Source organism: Shimia sp. R9_2 (assembly GCF_017743735.1).
GTDB lineage: Bacteria > Pseudomonadota > Alphaproteobacteria > Rhodobacterales > Rhodobacteraceae > Shimia.
Genome location: NZ_JAGHRO010000006.1, coordinates 105203 through 121461, shown reverse-complemented (window position 1 = coordinate 121461; position 16259 = coordinate 105203). Strand labels below are relative to the sequence as shown.

Sequence of the window (16259 nt, the reverse complement as noted above, 5' to 3'; positions counted from 1 at the left end):
CTGCCCTGAGGCGGGCAGCCTTCTGGCGTGGAGAGGGAGAGCAGCCATGTATGAAGTAATCGGGAGCCCGACGAGCCGCGCCATTCGCGTGCTGTGGATGCTGGAGGAGCTGGGCCAGCCTTATAAGCTCCATCCGGAGCAGCCCCAGACCGAGCTGGTGAAATCCCACAATCCGAGCGGGAAAATTCCGATCCTGATTGAAGGGGCGGAAAAGATCACCGACAGCACCGCCATCCTGACCTATCTGGCGGACAAACACGGGGCGCTGACCGCGCCCAAGGGCACGGTGGCGCGGGCGCATCAGGACAGTCTCACCCAACAAATTCTGGATGAGGTGGAGGCGGGATTGTGGACCGCGAGCCGCCATAACTTCATCCTGCCAAAGGCGCGCAGGGTGCCTGAGATCAAAGAGACGCTGATCTGGGAGTACAACCGCGGCATCAACAATGTGATGGCGCGCCGCAAAGGGGCTTATCTGATGGGCGCGGAAATCACGATCCCCGACATCATCCTGACCCATTGCGCGACCTGGGCGAAATTTGAAGGGTTCAGCACCGACAATGCGGAGCTGGTGCCCTACATCAAACACACCCGCGCCCGTGCGGCGTTTCAGCGGTTGTTGCCAAAGAAAGGCTGAGGGGCCAGCCCCTCTTGGCCCTGACGGGCCAATTCACCCCGGGATACTTGACGAATGAGAAGCGCTTAGGAGGCAGCGAGCCATTCGGCCGCGGCGAGGCCTGCCCAGCGGCCTGTGGCGAGGCAGGCAGTCAGCAGATAGCCTCCTGTGGGGGCCTCCCAATCCAGCATTTCACCAGCCGCAAAGACCCCCGAGCGGGTTTTGAGCATCAGATCGGCAGTAAGATCCTGAAAACGCAGGCCGCCAGCGGTGCTGATGGCTTCATCCATCGGGCGCGGGCCGGCATGGGTGATCGGCAGCGCCTTGATCAGGGGGGCGAGGTCCTCGGGCAGGGGCTGGCCAAACTCCATCAGCAGCGCCTGCTTTTCGGGGCTGAGTTTCAGGGTCTTGCGCAGGTGATTGGCCCGGCTGGCTTTGCCGCGGGGTTTGGCGAGCCGTGTGCGGATGTCCTCAAGGGACATGTCCGGCAGCAGATCCAGCGTGAGCTGTGCCCCGTCGCGCATGGGGCGGGAGAGCGCATAGATGCCACCGCCTTCCAGACCGCGTTCAGAAATCACAAATTCCGCGCGCAGCGCCTGATCCCCGGCGCGCAGGATCACGTTTTTGACCGGGGTGCCAAAATGGCGGCTCATATGCGCAGACCACGGCACCACAAACCCCATATTGGCGGGCTGAAACGGGGCCAGAGGCAGGTCCAGCCAATCAGCCCAAGCGCCGTCAGAGCCAAGCCGCGCCCAGCTTGCGCCACCGCAGGCCAGAACGCAGACTTTGGGCGACAGGCTCTGCGGCCCATCCGGAGTGTCAAAGGCAAAGGCTCCACCGGTCCAGCGCCAGCGGGTGCGGATCTCCACCCCTTGTGATGCGAGCCGGTGCAGCCAAGCGCGCAGCAGGGGGGAGGCTTTCATAACTTTGGGAAAGACACGGCCGGAGGAGCCGGTGAACATCTCCTGCCCCAGATCTTCTGCCCATGAAATGGCCTGTTGCGGGCCAAAGGCCTTCAACATCGGCAGGAGAGGCTGCGCGGCCTCTGCATAATTGGCAAGGAAAGGCGCGAAAGGCTCGTCTTTGGTGAGGTTGAGACCGGATTTCCCCGCCATCAGGAATTTGCGCGCCACAGAGGGTTTGGCCTCCGCAACCAGCACGCTGTGGCCTTGGGCAGAGAGCATATCTGCGGCCATCAACCCGGCAGGGCCTGCTCCGATGATCAGCGCGTCGCTCATGCGGTCTGTTCCGGCAGGGGTGTTTTAAGCTCCACCACGCGGTGCGGGTACGGAATGGTGATGCCTTCGGCCTTCAGCGCATTCCAGATCAGAAAGAGCACATCGGACATGAATTTGTTTTTGCCGTCATCAATGCCTTCGACCCAGAATTCGACGGCAAAATCCACGCCACTGTCGCCAAAGCCGCGCAGCTCGCAATCGGGCGGAAACGGGGTGGTGAGCACGCCGGGGTGTTTGGCCACGGCGGCCTCGATGATGGCGGGGACCTTGTTGATGTCAGTGTCGTAGCTGACGGAAAACGGCGCCTCATAGCGGTTGGCGGAACCGCTGTCTGAGTAGTTGACCACGCGGGTGGTGATGAAATCCTCGTTGGGCACCACGATCCAGCGGCCATCGTAGGTTTCCAGAATGGTGGCGCGGGCGGTCATCTTGATGATGGTGCCTGCCTCGCCGCCGTCCAGCTCCACATAGTCGCCCACGGTGGCCTGCCCCTCAAGCAGCAGGATCACGCCGGAGATGAAGTTTGAGGCAATCTTTTGCAGGCCAAAGCCAAGGCCGACACCAATCACACCGGTCAGCACCGCCAGAGAGGTGAGCGAGATGCCCATGATGTTCATCACCAGAAGGAAGGCGACGCCGAAGATGGCGATCTCGATCGTTTTGGCGATCAGCTCGCGCATGGCGGGGCGCATCTCTTCCTGTTTCTTGATGAACTGGCTGGACTGGTCGTTGGACCAGCGCCCGAGCCAGAAGATCGCGCCTGCGACCACCACAAAGCGGATCGCAAAGAGCACGGAGAACGACAGGTTGCCCAGCGGCACCACCGTGGCGTCCAGATAGGCCATCGCAGGGTCCAGCAGCCCTAGCGCATAGAGCGCGGCCACAGGCACAAGGATGTAGCGGCCCAGCACCTGCATCACAGGATCAGAGATCACCTCGCGCACAAGAATGCGCACGGCTAGGAAGAGAAACACCCGTTTGCCAAAGGCGATCACCGCGCCGGAGCCAAAGAGCGAGCGGGTGACGCTTTCCCCCAGACCGGTGAAGACATAGGCGAGCAGAGGCAGCAGGAGCGGCAGAAACAGCGCCACAAAGCGGCGCGCGCGGGCGATATAGCTGTCCTGCCCTTCAGGCGGGGTCAGAAGGCGGCCCAGCAGCGCGTGCAGTTTGCGGCTGGTGTAAAGCGCGACCAGATAGGCGATGAGCAGAAGCGCAAATTGCGACCAGGCGGCGGGGCTGAGAAGCCAGCCTTCTGCGATGCCCCAAAGGCGCGTGGCCTCTTGCAATGCTGTGTCCAGAATCTCCGCTTGGTTCATGAGATGCCTGCTTGCTGTGTGATTTCCATGGCTTATCCTCTTGCCTGCCTGTTGCACGCAACTCAATCAAAAACCGCGTCGGATCGGAGGGGGAAAATTATGGCAGAAGGCGCATCGGATAGTGGCGGGATGCTGATCTGTCCGCTGTGTGGCCGCCCGATCCCTCCTGAAGCGCGCCAGAGCAAGCACCATCTGATCCCCAGATTGCGTGGTGGCAAGGGCGGGGAGACGGTGCTGTTGCATCAGATTTGCCACAATGAAATCCACGCCACCCTGTCAGAAACCGAGCTGGCGCAGAGCTTTCACACCATCGCCGCGCTGCAGGCGCATCCACGGCTCGCAAAGTTCATTCGCTGGGTGGAAAAGCGCCCGCCGACGTTTCATTCCAAAACCCCGGGCGGGCGGCGCAAGCGGTAAGGGGCTATGCGGCGGCCCTTTTGCGGGAAGGCTTGGCTACGCGGGCAAGAGCGGATGCCCCTCCTGCCCGCTTCAAACGTGTCAGACGCACAACGCCTTGATGCCTGCGGCGATCTTTGGATCGGCGGCCAGCGTGTCTGTTGCCAGAATGCGCGCTGCAGCCACCACATCGCCGTCTTCCACCAGCTGATCGACCAGACCAAACTGATAAGCCTCAGGCGCGGTGATTTTGGCGCCGCCCATCAGGATGAGCTTGGCGCGTGCCGGACCCACCAGCGCCGCCAGACGAGCCGGATCAGAAGGTTGCGGCAGAAAGCCCAGCTTCATCACCGGGTAGAAGAATTTGGCAGCGGGCACAGCAAGACGCAGGTCGCAGGCCAGCGCCATGCCATTGGCCCCGCCCGCAAGCGTGCCGTTCAGGGCGGCGATGGTCAGCCCCGGCAACGCGGCAATGGCGCTGGAGAGACGTTCCCACACAGGGCTGGTGGCGAGGCCGGCGCGGGCCTCCTCCAGATCAGCCCCGGCGGAGAAGACGCGGCCTTCGCCGGTCAGGATCAGCACGCGCGCCTCTTGCGCGGCTTCGGCGATCTCCGCCAGCTCGGTCAGCATCGCCTCGGTCAGGGAATTGGCCTTGTCCGGGCGGTTGATGGTGACAATCCACAGCCCGGAGTCTTCTTTGGTCAGTTCAATCATATCAGTCCAACTTTGCGGCGGATGTCTTCGGCGCGCAGGGAGATCTCATCGCCGAGCCATTCGTCGGCCTCGGCCCCGCACATCCACATCAGGCAGCGCGCGGGCCACTCTGGCGGGATGTGGTCAGACCAGTCCAGCTTGCTGACCGGGTTGATGCCGCTGGCCTTGATCTCGCGCTGCATCTGGGTGGCCACGGTACCGGGGCTGAGGCCAATGGCGCGGATGCCGTTGTGGCGCGCTTCTTTGTCCACACAGCGGGTCAGCATATTCACCGCCGCCTTAGAGGCACAATAATGGCTCCAAGCCTCAACCGGGCCGTGCGCCGCGCCGGAGGAAATGGTCAGGATGGTGCCGCCGCCAGCGGCCTCCATGATCGGCATAGCTGCGCGCATGCCGTGGTAGACACCTTTGAGATTGATATCGATGACCTTGCCCCAGTCCTCTGGATCTGAGGACGCCAGATGAGAGATCGGTTCCACGACACCGGCGTTGTTGATCAGAACGTCCAGGCTGCCGAAGGTTTCGACTGTGGATTTCAAGGCCGCCTCAACCTCGGCATAATCCGCCACGTCACACTGGATGGCGCGGGCTTTCTCGCCAATCTCGGCCGCAATGGCCTCAATGTCGCCGGTGCTGCGTGCCAGGAGCACAACATTTGCGCCCGCCTCGGCAAAAAGCCGCGCAGCAGACGCGCCAATACCACGGCTCGCTCCGGTGATCGCAACAGTTTTTCCGGAAAAATCACTCATAAAAACATTCCTTTTAGTGTCGCTTTGGTCAACTGGTAAGGGGCTGGTGCGGATCCGTCCAGCCCTATGGCACTCGGAAAATTGATTTGGAGGCGCTTGGGCCTTGACCCTCCTTAATCTTCATCAGAGGTTAGGCCAAATGCTTTGAAAAGGTAGACTAAGTTATGCATATTTCAGCCTCTGGCGTCTTTTCGACCACAGCTTTGGCGACGGTCCTTTTTGCCCAGTCTGCAGTGGCGGATGTCAGCGCGCGCGACGTCTGGCAACATTGGCAAGACTATATGGCCGCCTCCGGCTATTCGATTGAGGCCAGCGAAGCCGAAGACGGGAACACCTTGTCGATTTCGGACATGAAGATCCTGATGGCCTTCCCGGAAGAGGAGGCCGAGGCGGTTGTCGACTTTGGCGATATGGCGCTGATGGAAAACGGTGATGGCACCGTGTCGGTTGTGCTGCCGGAGAACAAGGCGGTGTCGGTAAGCTCTGACACCACGGAGGAGTCCTTTGCGATCACGCTGACGCTGAATGGCGATCTGAGCACCGTTGTTTCCGGCAAGCCTGAGGCGCTGACCTACACCTATGGAGCCAGCGAAGCGACAATCGACGTCACCGAGCTGGTGGTAGACGATGAGGCGGTCGAAGGGATCGACATCGGCATGGTGCTGGCGGGTGTGACCGGCATGTCAGAGCTGATCCTTGGGGAGGACACCACCAACCGTGGCACGTCTGAGATCGAGAGCTTCACATTGAATGTGATGGCGCGCGAGCCGGAAGGCGATGAGGCGCTGGATGCGGTTGTGACGCTGAGCGGCCTGAAAGCACAGGCGGAAAGCACACTGCCGGATGTTGATTTTGATGATGATGCGGCAGCCCTGTTCACCGACACGTTCAGCATCACCGGCGGCTACACCTATGACGGCATGACCGCCGATCTGACCTATAACGACGGGCGTGCGCCGGGCAAATTCGCGCTGAGCAGCGGCAAAGGTGATCTCACCCTCGATATGAACAGCAAGCATGTCTCTTACGAAGGCAGCGCCACCGACACGAACTTCAGCGGTGCAGGCGGCGAGCTGCCGATCCCGGTGGATGTTACCTTTGGCGAATTTTCCTATGGGTTTGATGTGCCGCTGTCCGCCTCTGATGAGGCGCAGGATTTTGGCCTGAAGCTTGCGCTCAAGGACTTCTCGGTCTCCGAGCTGCTGTGGAGCATGTTTGACCCGACCCAAGCGCTGCCGCGTGATCCGGCAACGCTGATTGTGGACATCGCCGGCAAGGGCACCATTCTGACCGATCTGTTCACGCTGGATGAGAACACCACTGAGGTGCCCGGCGAGCTGAACACCCTTAGCCTGAACGAGCTGCGCCTGACTCTGGCCGGTGCGAGTGTGGAAGGCGCAGGCGACTTTGTCTTTGACAACAGCGATCTGGAAACCTTTGACGGGCTGCCACGTCCGGAAGGCGCGGTAGACCTGACCATCAAAGGCGTAAACGGGCTGATGGACACATTGGTTAGCATGGGGTTACTGCCTGAAGATCAGGCTCTGGCAGCACGCTTCATGATGGGCACCTTCACCAAACCGGGAGCAGGTGAAGACACTCTGACCTCCAAAATCGAGGTCAACGAGAAAGGCCACGTGATGGCCAATGGTCAGCGCTTGCGCTAAGCGCGGTCCCGAGACCACTGAAAAGCCCTACCGACCCCGGTGGGGCTTTTCTTTTTTTTGGGGGGGGCACCATCGAAAGGAATGGGTCAGCTTTTTTGCCATTGTCGGGCTGGACGTTGAGTAAAGCGCGGCATAGTGTCCGAGCAAGCTTGAGAGGGGTTATACCATGGCAACCGGCAGCAACATTCGCACCTATTTCAACGGCAGCTGGCATGACGGCGACGCGCCGATTATGCGCGCCGCAGATCATGGCGCGTGGCTGGGATCCTCTGTTTTTGACGGCGCGCGGATGGTGAATGGCCTGACCCCGGATCTGGACAAACACTGCGCGCGCACCAACCGCTCCGCTGAAGCGTTGTTGCTGACACCAACGGTCAGCGCAGAGGAAATGGTGGAGATCGCGAAAGAAGGCTTGAAAGCCTATGCGCCCGGCGCCGCGGTTTACATCCGCCCGATGTACTGGGGCATTGATGGCGATGCGACAGCCATTGTGCCAAGCGCAGAGACGACCGGCTTTGCCCTCTGCCTTGAGGAAATCCCGATGGCCGCACCGGAGGCCGCCGCCACCCTGACCAAAACCCGGTTCCGCCGCCCTGTGCTGGAAAGCGCGGTGGTCAATGCCAAGGCAGGCTGTCTCTATCCAAACAACGCGCGCATGCTGCGTGAGGCCCGCACCAAGGGCTTTTCCAACACGCTGACCTGTGACGCGATGGGCAATGTGGCGGAAACCGCGACCGCCAATATCTTTATGGTCCGCGACGGTGAAGTGTTCACGCCGGTGCCAAACGGCACCTTCCTCGCAGGCATCACCCGTGCGCGTCACATTGAAAACCTGCGCGCAGATGGTGTGACCGTGCATGAAACGGTGCTTGGCTATCAGGACTTTGAAGAGGCCGATGAGGTCTTCATGTCCGGCAATATGAACAAAGTGACGCCTGTAAGCGCCTTTGATGACCGCCAGTATCAGACCGGACCAATCACACGGCGTGTGCGCGAGCTTTACTGGGACTGGGCCGCCTCAAGCGCGGCGTGATCGGCGCTAACCGGCCTAAGACGTTGGGGATTTCGGCGCAAACAGATGTTGCGCCGCCCCACCCTAAGCGGCATGATCTCCGAAAGGGAGAAATGTGATGCGCAAGTTCCTCGTGGTGCTGGATGACAGCCGGGAATGTCTCAATGCGATGCGTTTTGCCGCGATGCGGGCGGCAAGCACCGGTGGCGGTGTGAAAATCCTGTCGGTCATTCCGCCGGAAGAGTTCAATCACTGGATTGGTGTGAGCGATCTGATGCGCGAAGAAGCGCGGGAGCGGATCGAGGTGCATTATGAGGTGTTTGCGAAATGGATGCGGGACCGCCAGAACGTCGATCCGGAGCTGAAGATCCGTGAAGGCGAAGCGGTGACGGAGATCCTGTCTGAAATCCGCGAAGACCCTGAAATCGGCGTTTTGGTCCTTGGCGCAGGCAACGACCGCAAGGGCCCCGGCCCTCTGGTTTCGCAGATGTCGCGCAACTCCGGCAGCCTGCCGATCCCGATCACCGTGGTGCCCGGCGATCTGACCAAAGAAGAGCTTGAGGCGATTACGTAAGACACGCACAGAGGCGTCGTGCCTGTCTTACAATTGCGCGCTCACGCAAATACCCCTTGCCCGCTTGGCAAATCGGCTGTAAAGGGCGCTGGTTCCCTATGGGAATAGGAAGGCGGGGTGATTCCCGCTTTTTGAGTTCGATGAGGGTTTGCGGTGGTCGCAGGTCCTCCTCTCAACTCCAACGCCTAAAAAAGGCTGACGAAATGCAAAGTCAAAACATTCGCATTCGGCTGAAGGCTTTTGATTACCGTGTCCTGGATGCCAGCACACAGGAAATCGTGAACACTGCAAAGCGCACCGGCGCGCAGGTTCGTGGCCCGATCCCGCTTCCCAACAAGATTGAGAAGTTCACCGTTCTGCGTGGTCCTCACGTAGACAAGAAATCCCGCGATCAGTTCGAGATCCGTACGCACAAGCGTCTTCTCGACATCGTTGATCCGACCCCGCAGACCGTAGACGCGCTGATGAAGCTCGACCTGGCGGCCGGCGTGGACGTGCAGATCTCTGTTTAAGGAGAACATCTGATGCGTTCCGGTATTATCGCAAAGAAAGTGGGCATGACCCGCTTGTTCATGGAAGACGGTAAGCAGATCCCTGTGACCGTTCTCCACCTCGACGGCCTGCAGGTTGTTGCACAGCGCACCGAAGAGAAAGACGGCTACACCGCCGTTCAGCTCGGCGCTGGCTCCGCCAAGGCCAAACGCACCTCCCAAGCCATGCGTGGCCACTTCGCAGCAGCGAAAGTGGAACCAAAGCGCAAGCTGGTTGAGTTCCGCGTTCCAGCTGAAGGCCTGATTGAAGTGGGCGCGGAAATCTCCGCAGAGCACTTCGTTGAAGGTCAGAAAGTGGACGTTGCGGGCACTTCGATCGGTAAAGGTTTTGCCGGTGCCATGAAACGCCACAACTTCGGCGGTCTGCGCGCAACACACGGTGTTTCGATCAGCCACCGTTCGCACGGTTCCACCGGTCAGTGTCAAGACCCGGGCCGCGTGTTCAAAGGCAAGAAGATGGCCGGTCACATGGGTGCGGTTCGCGTAACCACCCAAAACCTCGAAGTCGTGAAAACCGACGCCGAGCGTGGTCTGCTCTTCATCAAAGGCGCTGTGCCTGGCTCCAAAGGTGGCTGGGTTTCCGTTAAGGACGCCGTGAAGAAGAAAGCGCCTGAAGGTCTGCCATTCCCGGCGGCAATCAAGGCAGCAGCAACCGAAGCAGCAGAAGCGCCTGCGGAAGGTGGTGAAGCATGAAACTTGACGTGATCAAACTCGACGGCTCCAAAGCTGGTTCAGTTGAACTGTCCGAAGATCTCTTCGGTCAGGAACCACGCGCGGACATCCTGCACCGTGTGGTCCGTTGGCAGCGCAACAACGCGCAGGCCGGCACCCACAAGGTGAAGACTCGTTCGGAAACTTCCTACTCCACAAAGAAGATCTATCGCCAAAAAGGCACCGGTGGCGCACGCCATGGTGACCGCAACGCGCCGATCTTCCGTGGTGGTGGTATCTACAAAGGTCCGGTTGTTCGCAGCCACGGCCACGATCTGCCTAAGAAGTTCCGCAAGCTGGGCCTGAAGCACGCCCTGTCCGCCAAAGCGAAAGCAGGCGAGCTGGTTGTGATCGAAGATGCAGCAGCTGAAGGCAAGACCGCAGCTCTGGCCAAGCAGGTGAAAAACCTGGGCTGGAAACGTGCTCTGGTCATCGACGGCGCATCCGTGAACGAAGGCTTCCTGAAAGCATCGCGCAACATCGACGGTCTGGACATCCTGCCGACCATGGGCGCGAACGTCTATGACATCCTCAAGCGTGACACTCTGGTGATCACCAAAGCGGGGATCGAAGCACTGGAGGCTCGTCTGAAATGAGCGCGAAGGCAGAACACTACGATGTGATCCGCAAGCCGGTCATCACCGAGAAATCCACCATGGCGTCCGAGAACGGCGCAGTGGTTTTCGAAGTGGCGATCGACAGCAACAAACCACAGATCAAAGAAGCTGTTGAAGCGCTCTTTGGTGTGAAGGTCAAAGCGGTCAACACCACCATCACCAAGGGTAAAGTCAAGCGTTTCCGCGGCCAGCTCGGCAAGCGTAAAGACGTGAAAAAGGCTTACGTGACCCTGGAAGAAGGCAACACGATCGACGTGTCCACCGGTCTGTAATAGACCCCGCCTTAAGAAAATTAAGAGGCCGTCCGAGTTTCGGGCGGCCTTTTTTGTTGCCCGCTGATCTCTTGCGGTCAGCCCCCTGCGCAAGGCCCCGCAGGCAGCCAAAACCGCCCCGGCAGATTCTGTTAACCTTTGGGGCGTAAAATGACAGCCACAACCCAATAAATTTAAGACTTCACGTTTGAACGCGTTAACCAATTAAATTGGTTCAAACTTGAATCAAATACTTCGTGTGTTAGTAGGTTCCTTATGGTGATGGGTAATTTTCATGGCTCCAAAGAATTTAATCATTAACGGCACATTCGATGCGGGTGCATCCGGATGGAGCGGCAGTGATATTGAAGCAAACCACAGAGAGACGGCGTATCTGCACAATGGCTCGCAAAACGCGGTGTCCGAGCTGGATGGTCGGCGTGGGCTGACCACTGTTCTTGAGCAGAGTTTTGAGGTGTCTCACGGCACCGACACAGAGCTGACCTTTGATTCTGCCCTGCGGAACGCCTCGAATCGCAACGCGGGCAAAGAAGGCTTCAACGTCGAAATTCTGGATGCAGACGACAAAGTCATTGCCTCCATGGAAGTGCGCCCGACAGCCAATGAGCTGTTGGAATTCTCACTGCCGGTTTCCTTCCCCAAAGGCGGCACCTATACGCTGCGCTTTACCGAGCGTGGCCCCAACGACAGCCTTGGCGCGATTGTCGACAATATTTCGCTGATGGTCTGTTTTGCAGGCGGCACGCGGATTGCCACGGCCAATGGCACCAAGGCCGCCCGCGACATCGAGATCGGGGATGTGGTGCGCACTGAGACCGGCCTCAAACCCGTGCGCTGGGTTGGCCGCCGACAGCTTACAGCCGAAGAGCTGGCGCGGGACGAGAAGCTGCATCCGGTGAGAATCGCCGCTGGTGCGCTGGGTCAGGGTCTGCCGGAGCGTGACCTCTTTGTCTCCCGTCAGCACCGCATGGCCGTGCATTCGCCGATCTGTCAGCGCATGTTCGGACAGAAGACAGCGCTTGTGGCGGCCATCCGGCTGTGCGGTCTGCCCGGCATTTCCCTGCATCACCCGACCTCAGAGGTGGACTATGTGCATCTGCTGTTTGATCAGCATGAGGTGATATTTGCCGAGGGCTGTCCGAGCGAGAGCCTGCTGTTTGGCAAGATGACCGAATGCGCGCTGTCCCGTGAGGCGGTTGCGGAGATCAAGGCAATCTTTCCGGAAACCCGCGATGCCGCGTTTGACGTCAAAAGCGCCTATGTGATCCCCGAAAACCCGCGGCAGCAACAGCTGGTCCGCCGCCTACAGAAGAACCATCGGGCGGTGCTGGAAGGCTATGGGCCGTCGCAAGGACGTACCGATCCGCAAGGGTTTGTGACAGCGGCCTGAGGATGGCGCGCCTGCGCCTCTACGCGCCGCAATCTGGCAGATAGGTCCACGTTGGCCCCACCGTTTCGCCGGAGCCGTCCGGCAGCGGGGTGCGCATCAGCTTGGTGGCGTCGGATTTGAGGTCATACATCACCGGCACCAATTGGCGCAGCGCCGCACGCTCGCCGTTAAAGGCGCGCTCCAGCCCTCTGAGCAGCTTGGACCATGTGACATTGAAGGCATGCGACATGGCTTCGATGTCTTTCTGGCCCGCAATGTGATCCTGCGCAGGGTCATCGCGCATGGGAGACACCGCGCGCCAATCCACGATCAGGTCTTTGCCCGTGGGCGGGCCGTCGACGGGATCGTTGGGGTGATAGTAGCGGCTGTGCAGGATTTCGTTGAACTTGAAGTAATGCGCGACGTCTTCGTGGTCTGCTGGGCCGGGGATAGGGTCATTGTCACCGGCGCGATGGCCGAGACAGGCGCCCTCGCCTTCCTCAATGATTTCATCAATGGCCTCGATCGCGGCGGCGTAGCGCTTTTCCGGAGAGCCGATGATTTCTATCACATGCCCCCCTGCCCCGTAGTAGTCATCGTTGCTGATCTGGCGGTCTTCGGCACCGATGAAGATCGCCTCAGCGCCGAAGGTGTCACAGATGTCTTTGAGGCGCGTTTTGATGAAAATGTAGAAGCCCCCGATGGTGTGATAATCGCCGTGCTCCCCCGGATAGGGGCTTTCGGGTGCGGTTTCGATCTGGCGGAAGGTTTTGATCTGATCCGGCGTGAAGCGGCGCAGATGCACCGTTGGGCCGCGCCCGCCGAGCAGCGCATGCGGGTAGGTTGGCAAGAGGTCCGGATTGGTCATCTGCGGCGTGCCGCCGATGCCGTTCAGCACGTTGGCGACCAGCACCATATGCAGCATTTCCTCCACCATGACCTGCCGGATGACCTCAATCGGCTCGGCATTCACCAGCTCCGGGTCGGAGCGGTTGTATTGCCCCTCCTGCAGGATCGAATAGAGCGCCGTGGCATAGGGCGGGATGGTGGAGAGCTCCAGCATCAGTGCCTGTTGCAGAAGGGTGCAGAGCTCGTGGCGGGCGGCGGAGAGATCCTGTGTCATGCCACGGCCTCCTGATTTAGCGCCGCTTTGAGCGCATCGGCTGCGCGGAAGGCCAGAGCGGCGAGGGTCAGCGTGGGATTGGAGGTGGCAATGGTGGGCATGGAGCCGCAGCCAACCATCCAGAGGTTCTCGTGATCCCACGTCTGGGACACACTGTTGGTGACAGAGGTGTCGCGCGACGTGCCCATGCGGTGGGTGCCGACAAGGTGGCCTGCGCCCCAGAAGGTGTAACCCTTGCCATTGTAGGTGAAATAGCCTGCAGAATTGGGATCATAGGCGGTGTGGTCTTTCACGCCGAGGCGCTGGAAGATCTGTTTGCAGACATCGCGTGCGGCGGCGAGACCGGCGCGGGAGTAATCATCCAGATCATAGGCGATCACCGGTCGGAAATCGCCCATGGGGGTGCGGTAGGCCGGATCAATTGTCACGCGGTTTGAGGCGCGGGGGAGCTGCTCGACCAAGACGCCAAGGCGGACCTGCCGCTGCACATCATGGTAAAGTTTGCCACGCAGGGCGGTGCCATAGAGGTTGTCCTGCTCCACAAGCCGCGCCACATCCGCATTTGGAGAACCCGCCGCGAAGTTCCACCCCCAGTTGCCGATTTCAAGACGGAACGCGCCTTTGCGGCCCCGGAAGTTGCCATCCCGGAAGTTGGCGTAAGAAGAGGTCGAGCCGGGGCCACGGAAAGCACCGACAGGCTCCGGCGCCGCGCCCCAGCACATCATGTAAGGATGATCCATCAGGTTGCGGCCCAGCTCGCCGCTGCTGCGGCAGAGGTTTGAGGCCAGCGCCAAGGTGACATTCTCCACCGCGCCACCGGCCAGCACATATTGGCGGGCGCGGACACGGCGCAGATCAAACTGTGCCACACCGGGGAACGGGTATTTCTTGTAGATGATGCCACAGACTTTGCCGTCCTCTCCCACTTCGACTTTGGAAACCACGGCCTGCGTGAGCTTGCGCAGACGGTCTTTGCCCAAATGGATCGCATCGCCTAGCGTCTTCATGGCGTTGTATTTGGCCTGAATCGGGCAGATCGGAATGCAGCTGGAATTGCCCTCACAGCGCTGCCCCATGAAGGCAAAGGCGCCGGTTGCGCCGCGCGGCACAAAAGGCGCGCGCGCTTCATTGCCCACAGGAAAAGTTCCATCTTTTTCTTTGGGCCTGCGCGGGGTCGAATTGCGCCCTTGCGGCGTGTTGGAAACCTTCAGATGTACCGGGCCGTCATCATGACCGATGTTGATCGGCATATCATCGGCCTTGGCAAAGAACCCATCCACGTAAGACGAGGGGATCGGATGCATCGGGTATTCATAGTCTTTGGCGAAATAGCCTTCGTTGTCCTCCGGCTGGGTTGGATTTATGCCCAGCGCCTGTGGCGTTTGCTCTTTCACATCGGCGGAAACACCAATCTCCCATTCAGCACGCTCATAGTAGGGGCGCAGATCCTGGTAGGAGATCGGCCAGTCCACCCCTTTGCCAAAGCGGGTCTGCATCTCAAAATCGGCAGGCATCATCCGCAGGCTGGTGCCGAGCCAATGCAGCATGGTGCCGCCATAGGCGCGCAGGTAGTTGCTGCCAAAGGGCAGCGGGCCTTTCTGCACAAAATAGCCGTTGGTGTCGGGCTGGGTGCCGCGCACGGCGGTGATGTCGAGAACCGAGGGCGAGGGCAATGTGGGCAGATTGGGATAAGGCGAGTTGGGGGTCTTGGCCATCGACATGTAATATTGGTCAAGATAGCTGCGGTAGGTCTGCCACGTTTCGCCGTGGTCTGCGCCCGCCTCCAGAATAAGGACGGTCTGGCCAGCTGCGGCGAGTTCTTTGGCGACGATCCCACCTGCAATGCCCGCACCAACAATGACCACATCATAAAACCGGTCTTCTTCAAACACATCTGTGCTCATGATCCGGCCCTCCCCGCAGGAGGCTTCATCGCCCAAGCGCCAAAACCCTGTTGTTTGGCGCCCATGGGGTGTGCGCCGATGGCATCCCAGACGAGGCCTTCCTTATAGGCGCGGCTGGAGAGGATGCGCGCGGTGTCAAAGCGGGATGCGCCGTAGGCATCGGTCCAGTCCTGAGGCAGCGGCGCCCATTGGCCGAGATACCAAAGCTGGATCAGGGCGCGGGCGATGGGGCCGTGGCATTTGTCTGAAAGGAAGTGGTCACGCACGACGGCATCCGGGTCATTGCACCCGAGTTTGGCAGCGCCCGCGAGAAAGCTTTCGCGGACCTCCTCTGACAAGACCTGCTGAAATTGATGCCAATATTCGGGGGCGCAGCCGGTGCCTTGCAATTCGGCGGGGGAATAGCCGGTCAGCACAGAGCTGATGGTGAGGAAGGCGTCAAAGGCGGGATCAGACTGTGTCATGGCGGTCTCCGTCAATGGCGTCGACGTAAAAGCCACGCGGCTCAAAACAGGCGGGCGGGCTTTCAAAGACCTGAATAGCGACGGGCGTCATATCGGTGAAAAGTGTGTGCATGTCCCGCGCCATGGGAAAGTCATTGTCCCCCAGCTTGAGCTCGAAGGTCTTGGCAATCTCCTGCCCTGCTTCATCGGTCAGCAAGGCGGTTTCAAACAGGCCGGAGATGGTCCAGCGGGTCCAGACCGTGCGCCCCAAGCCGGTGGCAAATTCGGGGATCGGCGTGCAATTGGTGATCGCCCATTGATCGCCGGTCAGCAGACCGAAATCGGCACTCAGATCGTAGACGATGGTTTCCGGGTCGTCGGGATTGACCAGCTGTATCCACCATTTCTTGCTTTGCCGGGGCGGCTCTCCCTTCATCTTGGCATTGAGCGCAGGCACTTTGTAATTGAAGTGGCCCAGAAACTTCGGCTCGCCAAAGGCCTCCCGCCCGGCCTTCACCGCCATCGCGTTGTCTGCGGCCACATGCACGCGCAAGTGACCAATGGTTTTGGTTTGATCGCGGCCGTGCAGATACTCCCAGAGCGAGACTTGCGGCACGCCAGGAACACGGTTTTGCGGATAGGCGAGAAGGTTGAACTCCACCTCATTCACAAAGCCAAGCGAGTTGTCGTAATGCGCGGTGTAGCGTTGGAAATTCAGAAGAATGACAGCTTTTTCGTTGCCCTTTCCATCGGGAAATCTGGCGACACAAAGACCAGTGCCTTTCACAAAAGCTTCGGCCACTTTCGGATCGGTGTACCAGTACATCCATTGGCATTGCAGGGAGGCGTAGAAGAAGGGGAAGGTGTCAAACTCTTTGGGCAGCTTGGGCATCACGCCCGCGATATTGATCTGTTTGCACGGTTTTTCAGTCTGGCTGTCGTCTGTCATTGGTCCCTCCCTATGCGCCGCCTTTCTGACGGCTG

18 protein-coding genes are annotated in these 16259 nt (G+C 59.9%); 10 read left to right on the top strand and 8 right to left on the bottom strand.

Annotated elements, in window-relative coordinates; translation table 11 throughout:
- Window positions 1–46: 46 nt before the first annotated feature.
- Entirely contained in the window at window positions 47–637 is a 591-nt protein-coding gene (locus tag J7400_RS14965) for a glutathione S-transferase family protein (RefSeq protein WP_209064718.1), read from the top strand.
- A gap of 65 nt (window positions 638–702) precedes the next feature.
- Here the strand turns inward: J7400_RS14965 and J7400_RS14960 are convergent, their stop codons facing one another.
- The gene (locus J7400_RS14960) at window positions 703–1857 is read right to left on the bottom strand and encodes a TIGR03862 family flavoprotein (RefSeq protein ID WP_209064716.1); all 1155 of its coding nucleotides are present in this window, start codon (window positions 1855–1857) and stop codon (window positions 703–705) included.
- Window positions 1854–3173, bottom strand: coding sequence for a mechanosensitive ion channel domain-containing protein (locus tag J7400_RS14955; RefSeq protein WP_209064714.1), 1320 nt, complete (start codon window positions 3171–3173; stop codon window positions 1854–1856). The genes J7400_RS14960 and J7400_RS14955 overlap by 4 nt, the downstream gene beginning before the upstream one ends.
- 99 nt (window positions 3174–3272) lie before the next feature.
- Between J7400_RS14955 and J7400_RS14950 the strand changes: the two genes are divergently transcribed.
- Entirely contained in the window at window positions 3273–3590 is a 318-nt protein-coding gene (locus J7400_RS14950; RefSeq protein WP_247738828.1) for an HNH endonuclease, read from the top strand.
- Window positions 3591–3671: 81 nt separating this feature from the next.
- Here J7400_RS14950 and J7400_RS14945 read toward each other — a convergent pair whose 3' ends face one another.
- Window positions 3672–4283, bottom strand: a complete 612-nt coding sequence (locus J7400_RS14945) for an enoyl-CoA hydratase/isomerase family protein (protein ID WP_209064712.1) — start codon at window positions 4281–4283, stop codon at window positions 3672–3674.
- On the bottom strand, window positions 4280–5032 hold the full coding sequence (locus J7400_RS14940) for an SDR family oxidoreductase (RefSeq protein WP_209064710.1): 753 nt from the start codon (window positions 5030–5032) through the stop codon (window positions 4280–4282). Before J7400_RS14940 ends, J7400_RS14945 begins: the two co-directional genes overlap by 4 nt.
- A 164-nt stretch (window positions 5033–5196) precedes the next feature.
- On the opposite strand from J7400_RS14940, the gene J7400_RS14935 reads away from it, so the two are divergent.
- From J7400_RS14935 to J7400_RS14900, 8 genes are all read left to right on the top strand, one after another.
- Window positions 5197–6699, top strand: a complete 1503-nt coding sequence (locus tag J7400_RS14935; protein ID WP_209064707.1) for a DUF2125 domain-containing protein — start codon at window positions 5197–5199, stop codon at window positions 6697–6699.
- 166 nt (window positions 6700–6865) lie between these two features.
- Complete coding sequence (locus tag J7400_RS14930) at window positions 6866–7732, top strand: branched-chain amino acid aminotransferase (RefSeq protein ID WP_209064704.1); 867 nt, start codon at window positions 6866–6868, stop codon at window positions 7730–7732.
- Between the two features lie 97 nt (window positions 7733–7829).
- Window positions 7830–8285, top strand: coding sequence for a universal stress protein (locus J7400_RS14925; protein ID WP_209064702.1), 456 nt, complete (start codon window positions 7830–7832; stop codon window positions 8283–8285).
- A 203-nt stretch (window positions 8286–8488) separates the two neighbouring features.
- Window positions 8489–8797: a 30S ribosomal protein S10 gene (gene rpsJ / locus J7400_RS14920; protein ID WP_044028221.1), complete on the top strand. Its 309-nt coding sequence runs from the start codon at window positions 8489–8491 to the stop codon at window positions 8795–8797.
- 12 nt (window positions 8798–8809) lie between these two features.
- Complete coding sequence (gene rplC, locus J7400_RS14915) at window positions 8810–9529, top strand: 50S ribosomal protein L3 (RefSeq protein WP_209064700.1); 720 nt, start codon at window positions 8810–8812, stop codon at window positions 9527–9529.
- Window positions 9526–10143 (top strand): 50S ribosomal protein L4, encoded by a 618-nt coding sequence (rplD, locus tag J7400_RS14910; RefSeq protein WP_209064698.1) that lies wholly within the window; start codon window positions 9526–9528, stop codon window positions 10141–10143. Before rplC ends, rplD begins: the two co-directional genes overlap by 4 nt.
- Window positions 10140–10436 carry a 50S ribosomal protein L23 gene (locus J7400_RS14905; protein ID WP_058238271.1) on the top strand — a complete coding sequence of 99 codons (297 nt, stop codon included), beginning with the start codon at window positions 10140–10142 and terminating at the stop codon, window positions 10434–10436. Before rplD ends, J7400_RS14905 begins: the two co-directional genes overlap by 4 nt.
- Window positions 10437–10710: 274 nt before the next feature.
- The gene (locus J7400_RS14900) at window positions 10711–11826 is read left to right on the top strand and encodes a Hint domain-containing protein (RefSeq protein WP_209064695.1); all 1116 of its coding nucleotides are present in this window, start codon (window positions 10711–10713) and stop codon (window positions 11824–11826) included.
- A 19-nt stretch (window positions 11827–11845) separates the two neighbouring features.
- On the opposite strand, the gene J7400_RS14895 is transcribed toward J7400_RS14900, so the two are convergent.
- The 4 genes from J7400_RS14895 to J7400_RS14880 are packed head-to-tail and all read right to left on the bottom strand — an operon-like array spanning window position 11846 to window position 16224.
- Complete coding sequence (locus J7400_RS14895; RefSeq protein WP_209064693.1) at window positions 11846–12928, bottom strand: ferritin-like protein; 1083 nt, start codon at window positions 12926–12928, stop codon at window positions 11846–11848.
- A complete protein-coding gene (locus tag J7400_RS14890; protein WP_209064691.1) occupies window positions 12925–14832 on the bottom strand; it encodes a GMC family oxidoreductase in 1908 nt (635 codons plus the stop codon). Before J7400_RS14890 ends, J7400_RS14895 begins: the two co-directional genes overlap by 4 nt.
- Window positions 14829–15296 (bottom strand): hypothetical protein, encoded by a 468-nt coding sequence (locus J7400_RS14885; protein ID WP_209064689.1) that lies wholly within the window; start codon window positions 15294–15296, stop codon window positions 14829–14831. Before J7400_RS14885 ends, J7400_RS14890 begins: the two co-directional genes overlap by 4 nt.
- Window positions 15283–16224, bottom strand: coding sequence for a hypothetical protein (locus tag J7400_RS14880; RefSeq protein WP_209064687.1), 942 nt, complete (start codon window positions 16222–16224; stop codon window positions 15283–15285). The genes J7400_RS14885 and J7400_RS14880 overlap by 14 nt, the downstream gene beginning before the upstream one ends.
- Between the last annotated feature and the right edge of the window lie 35 nt (window positions 16225–16259).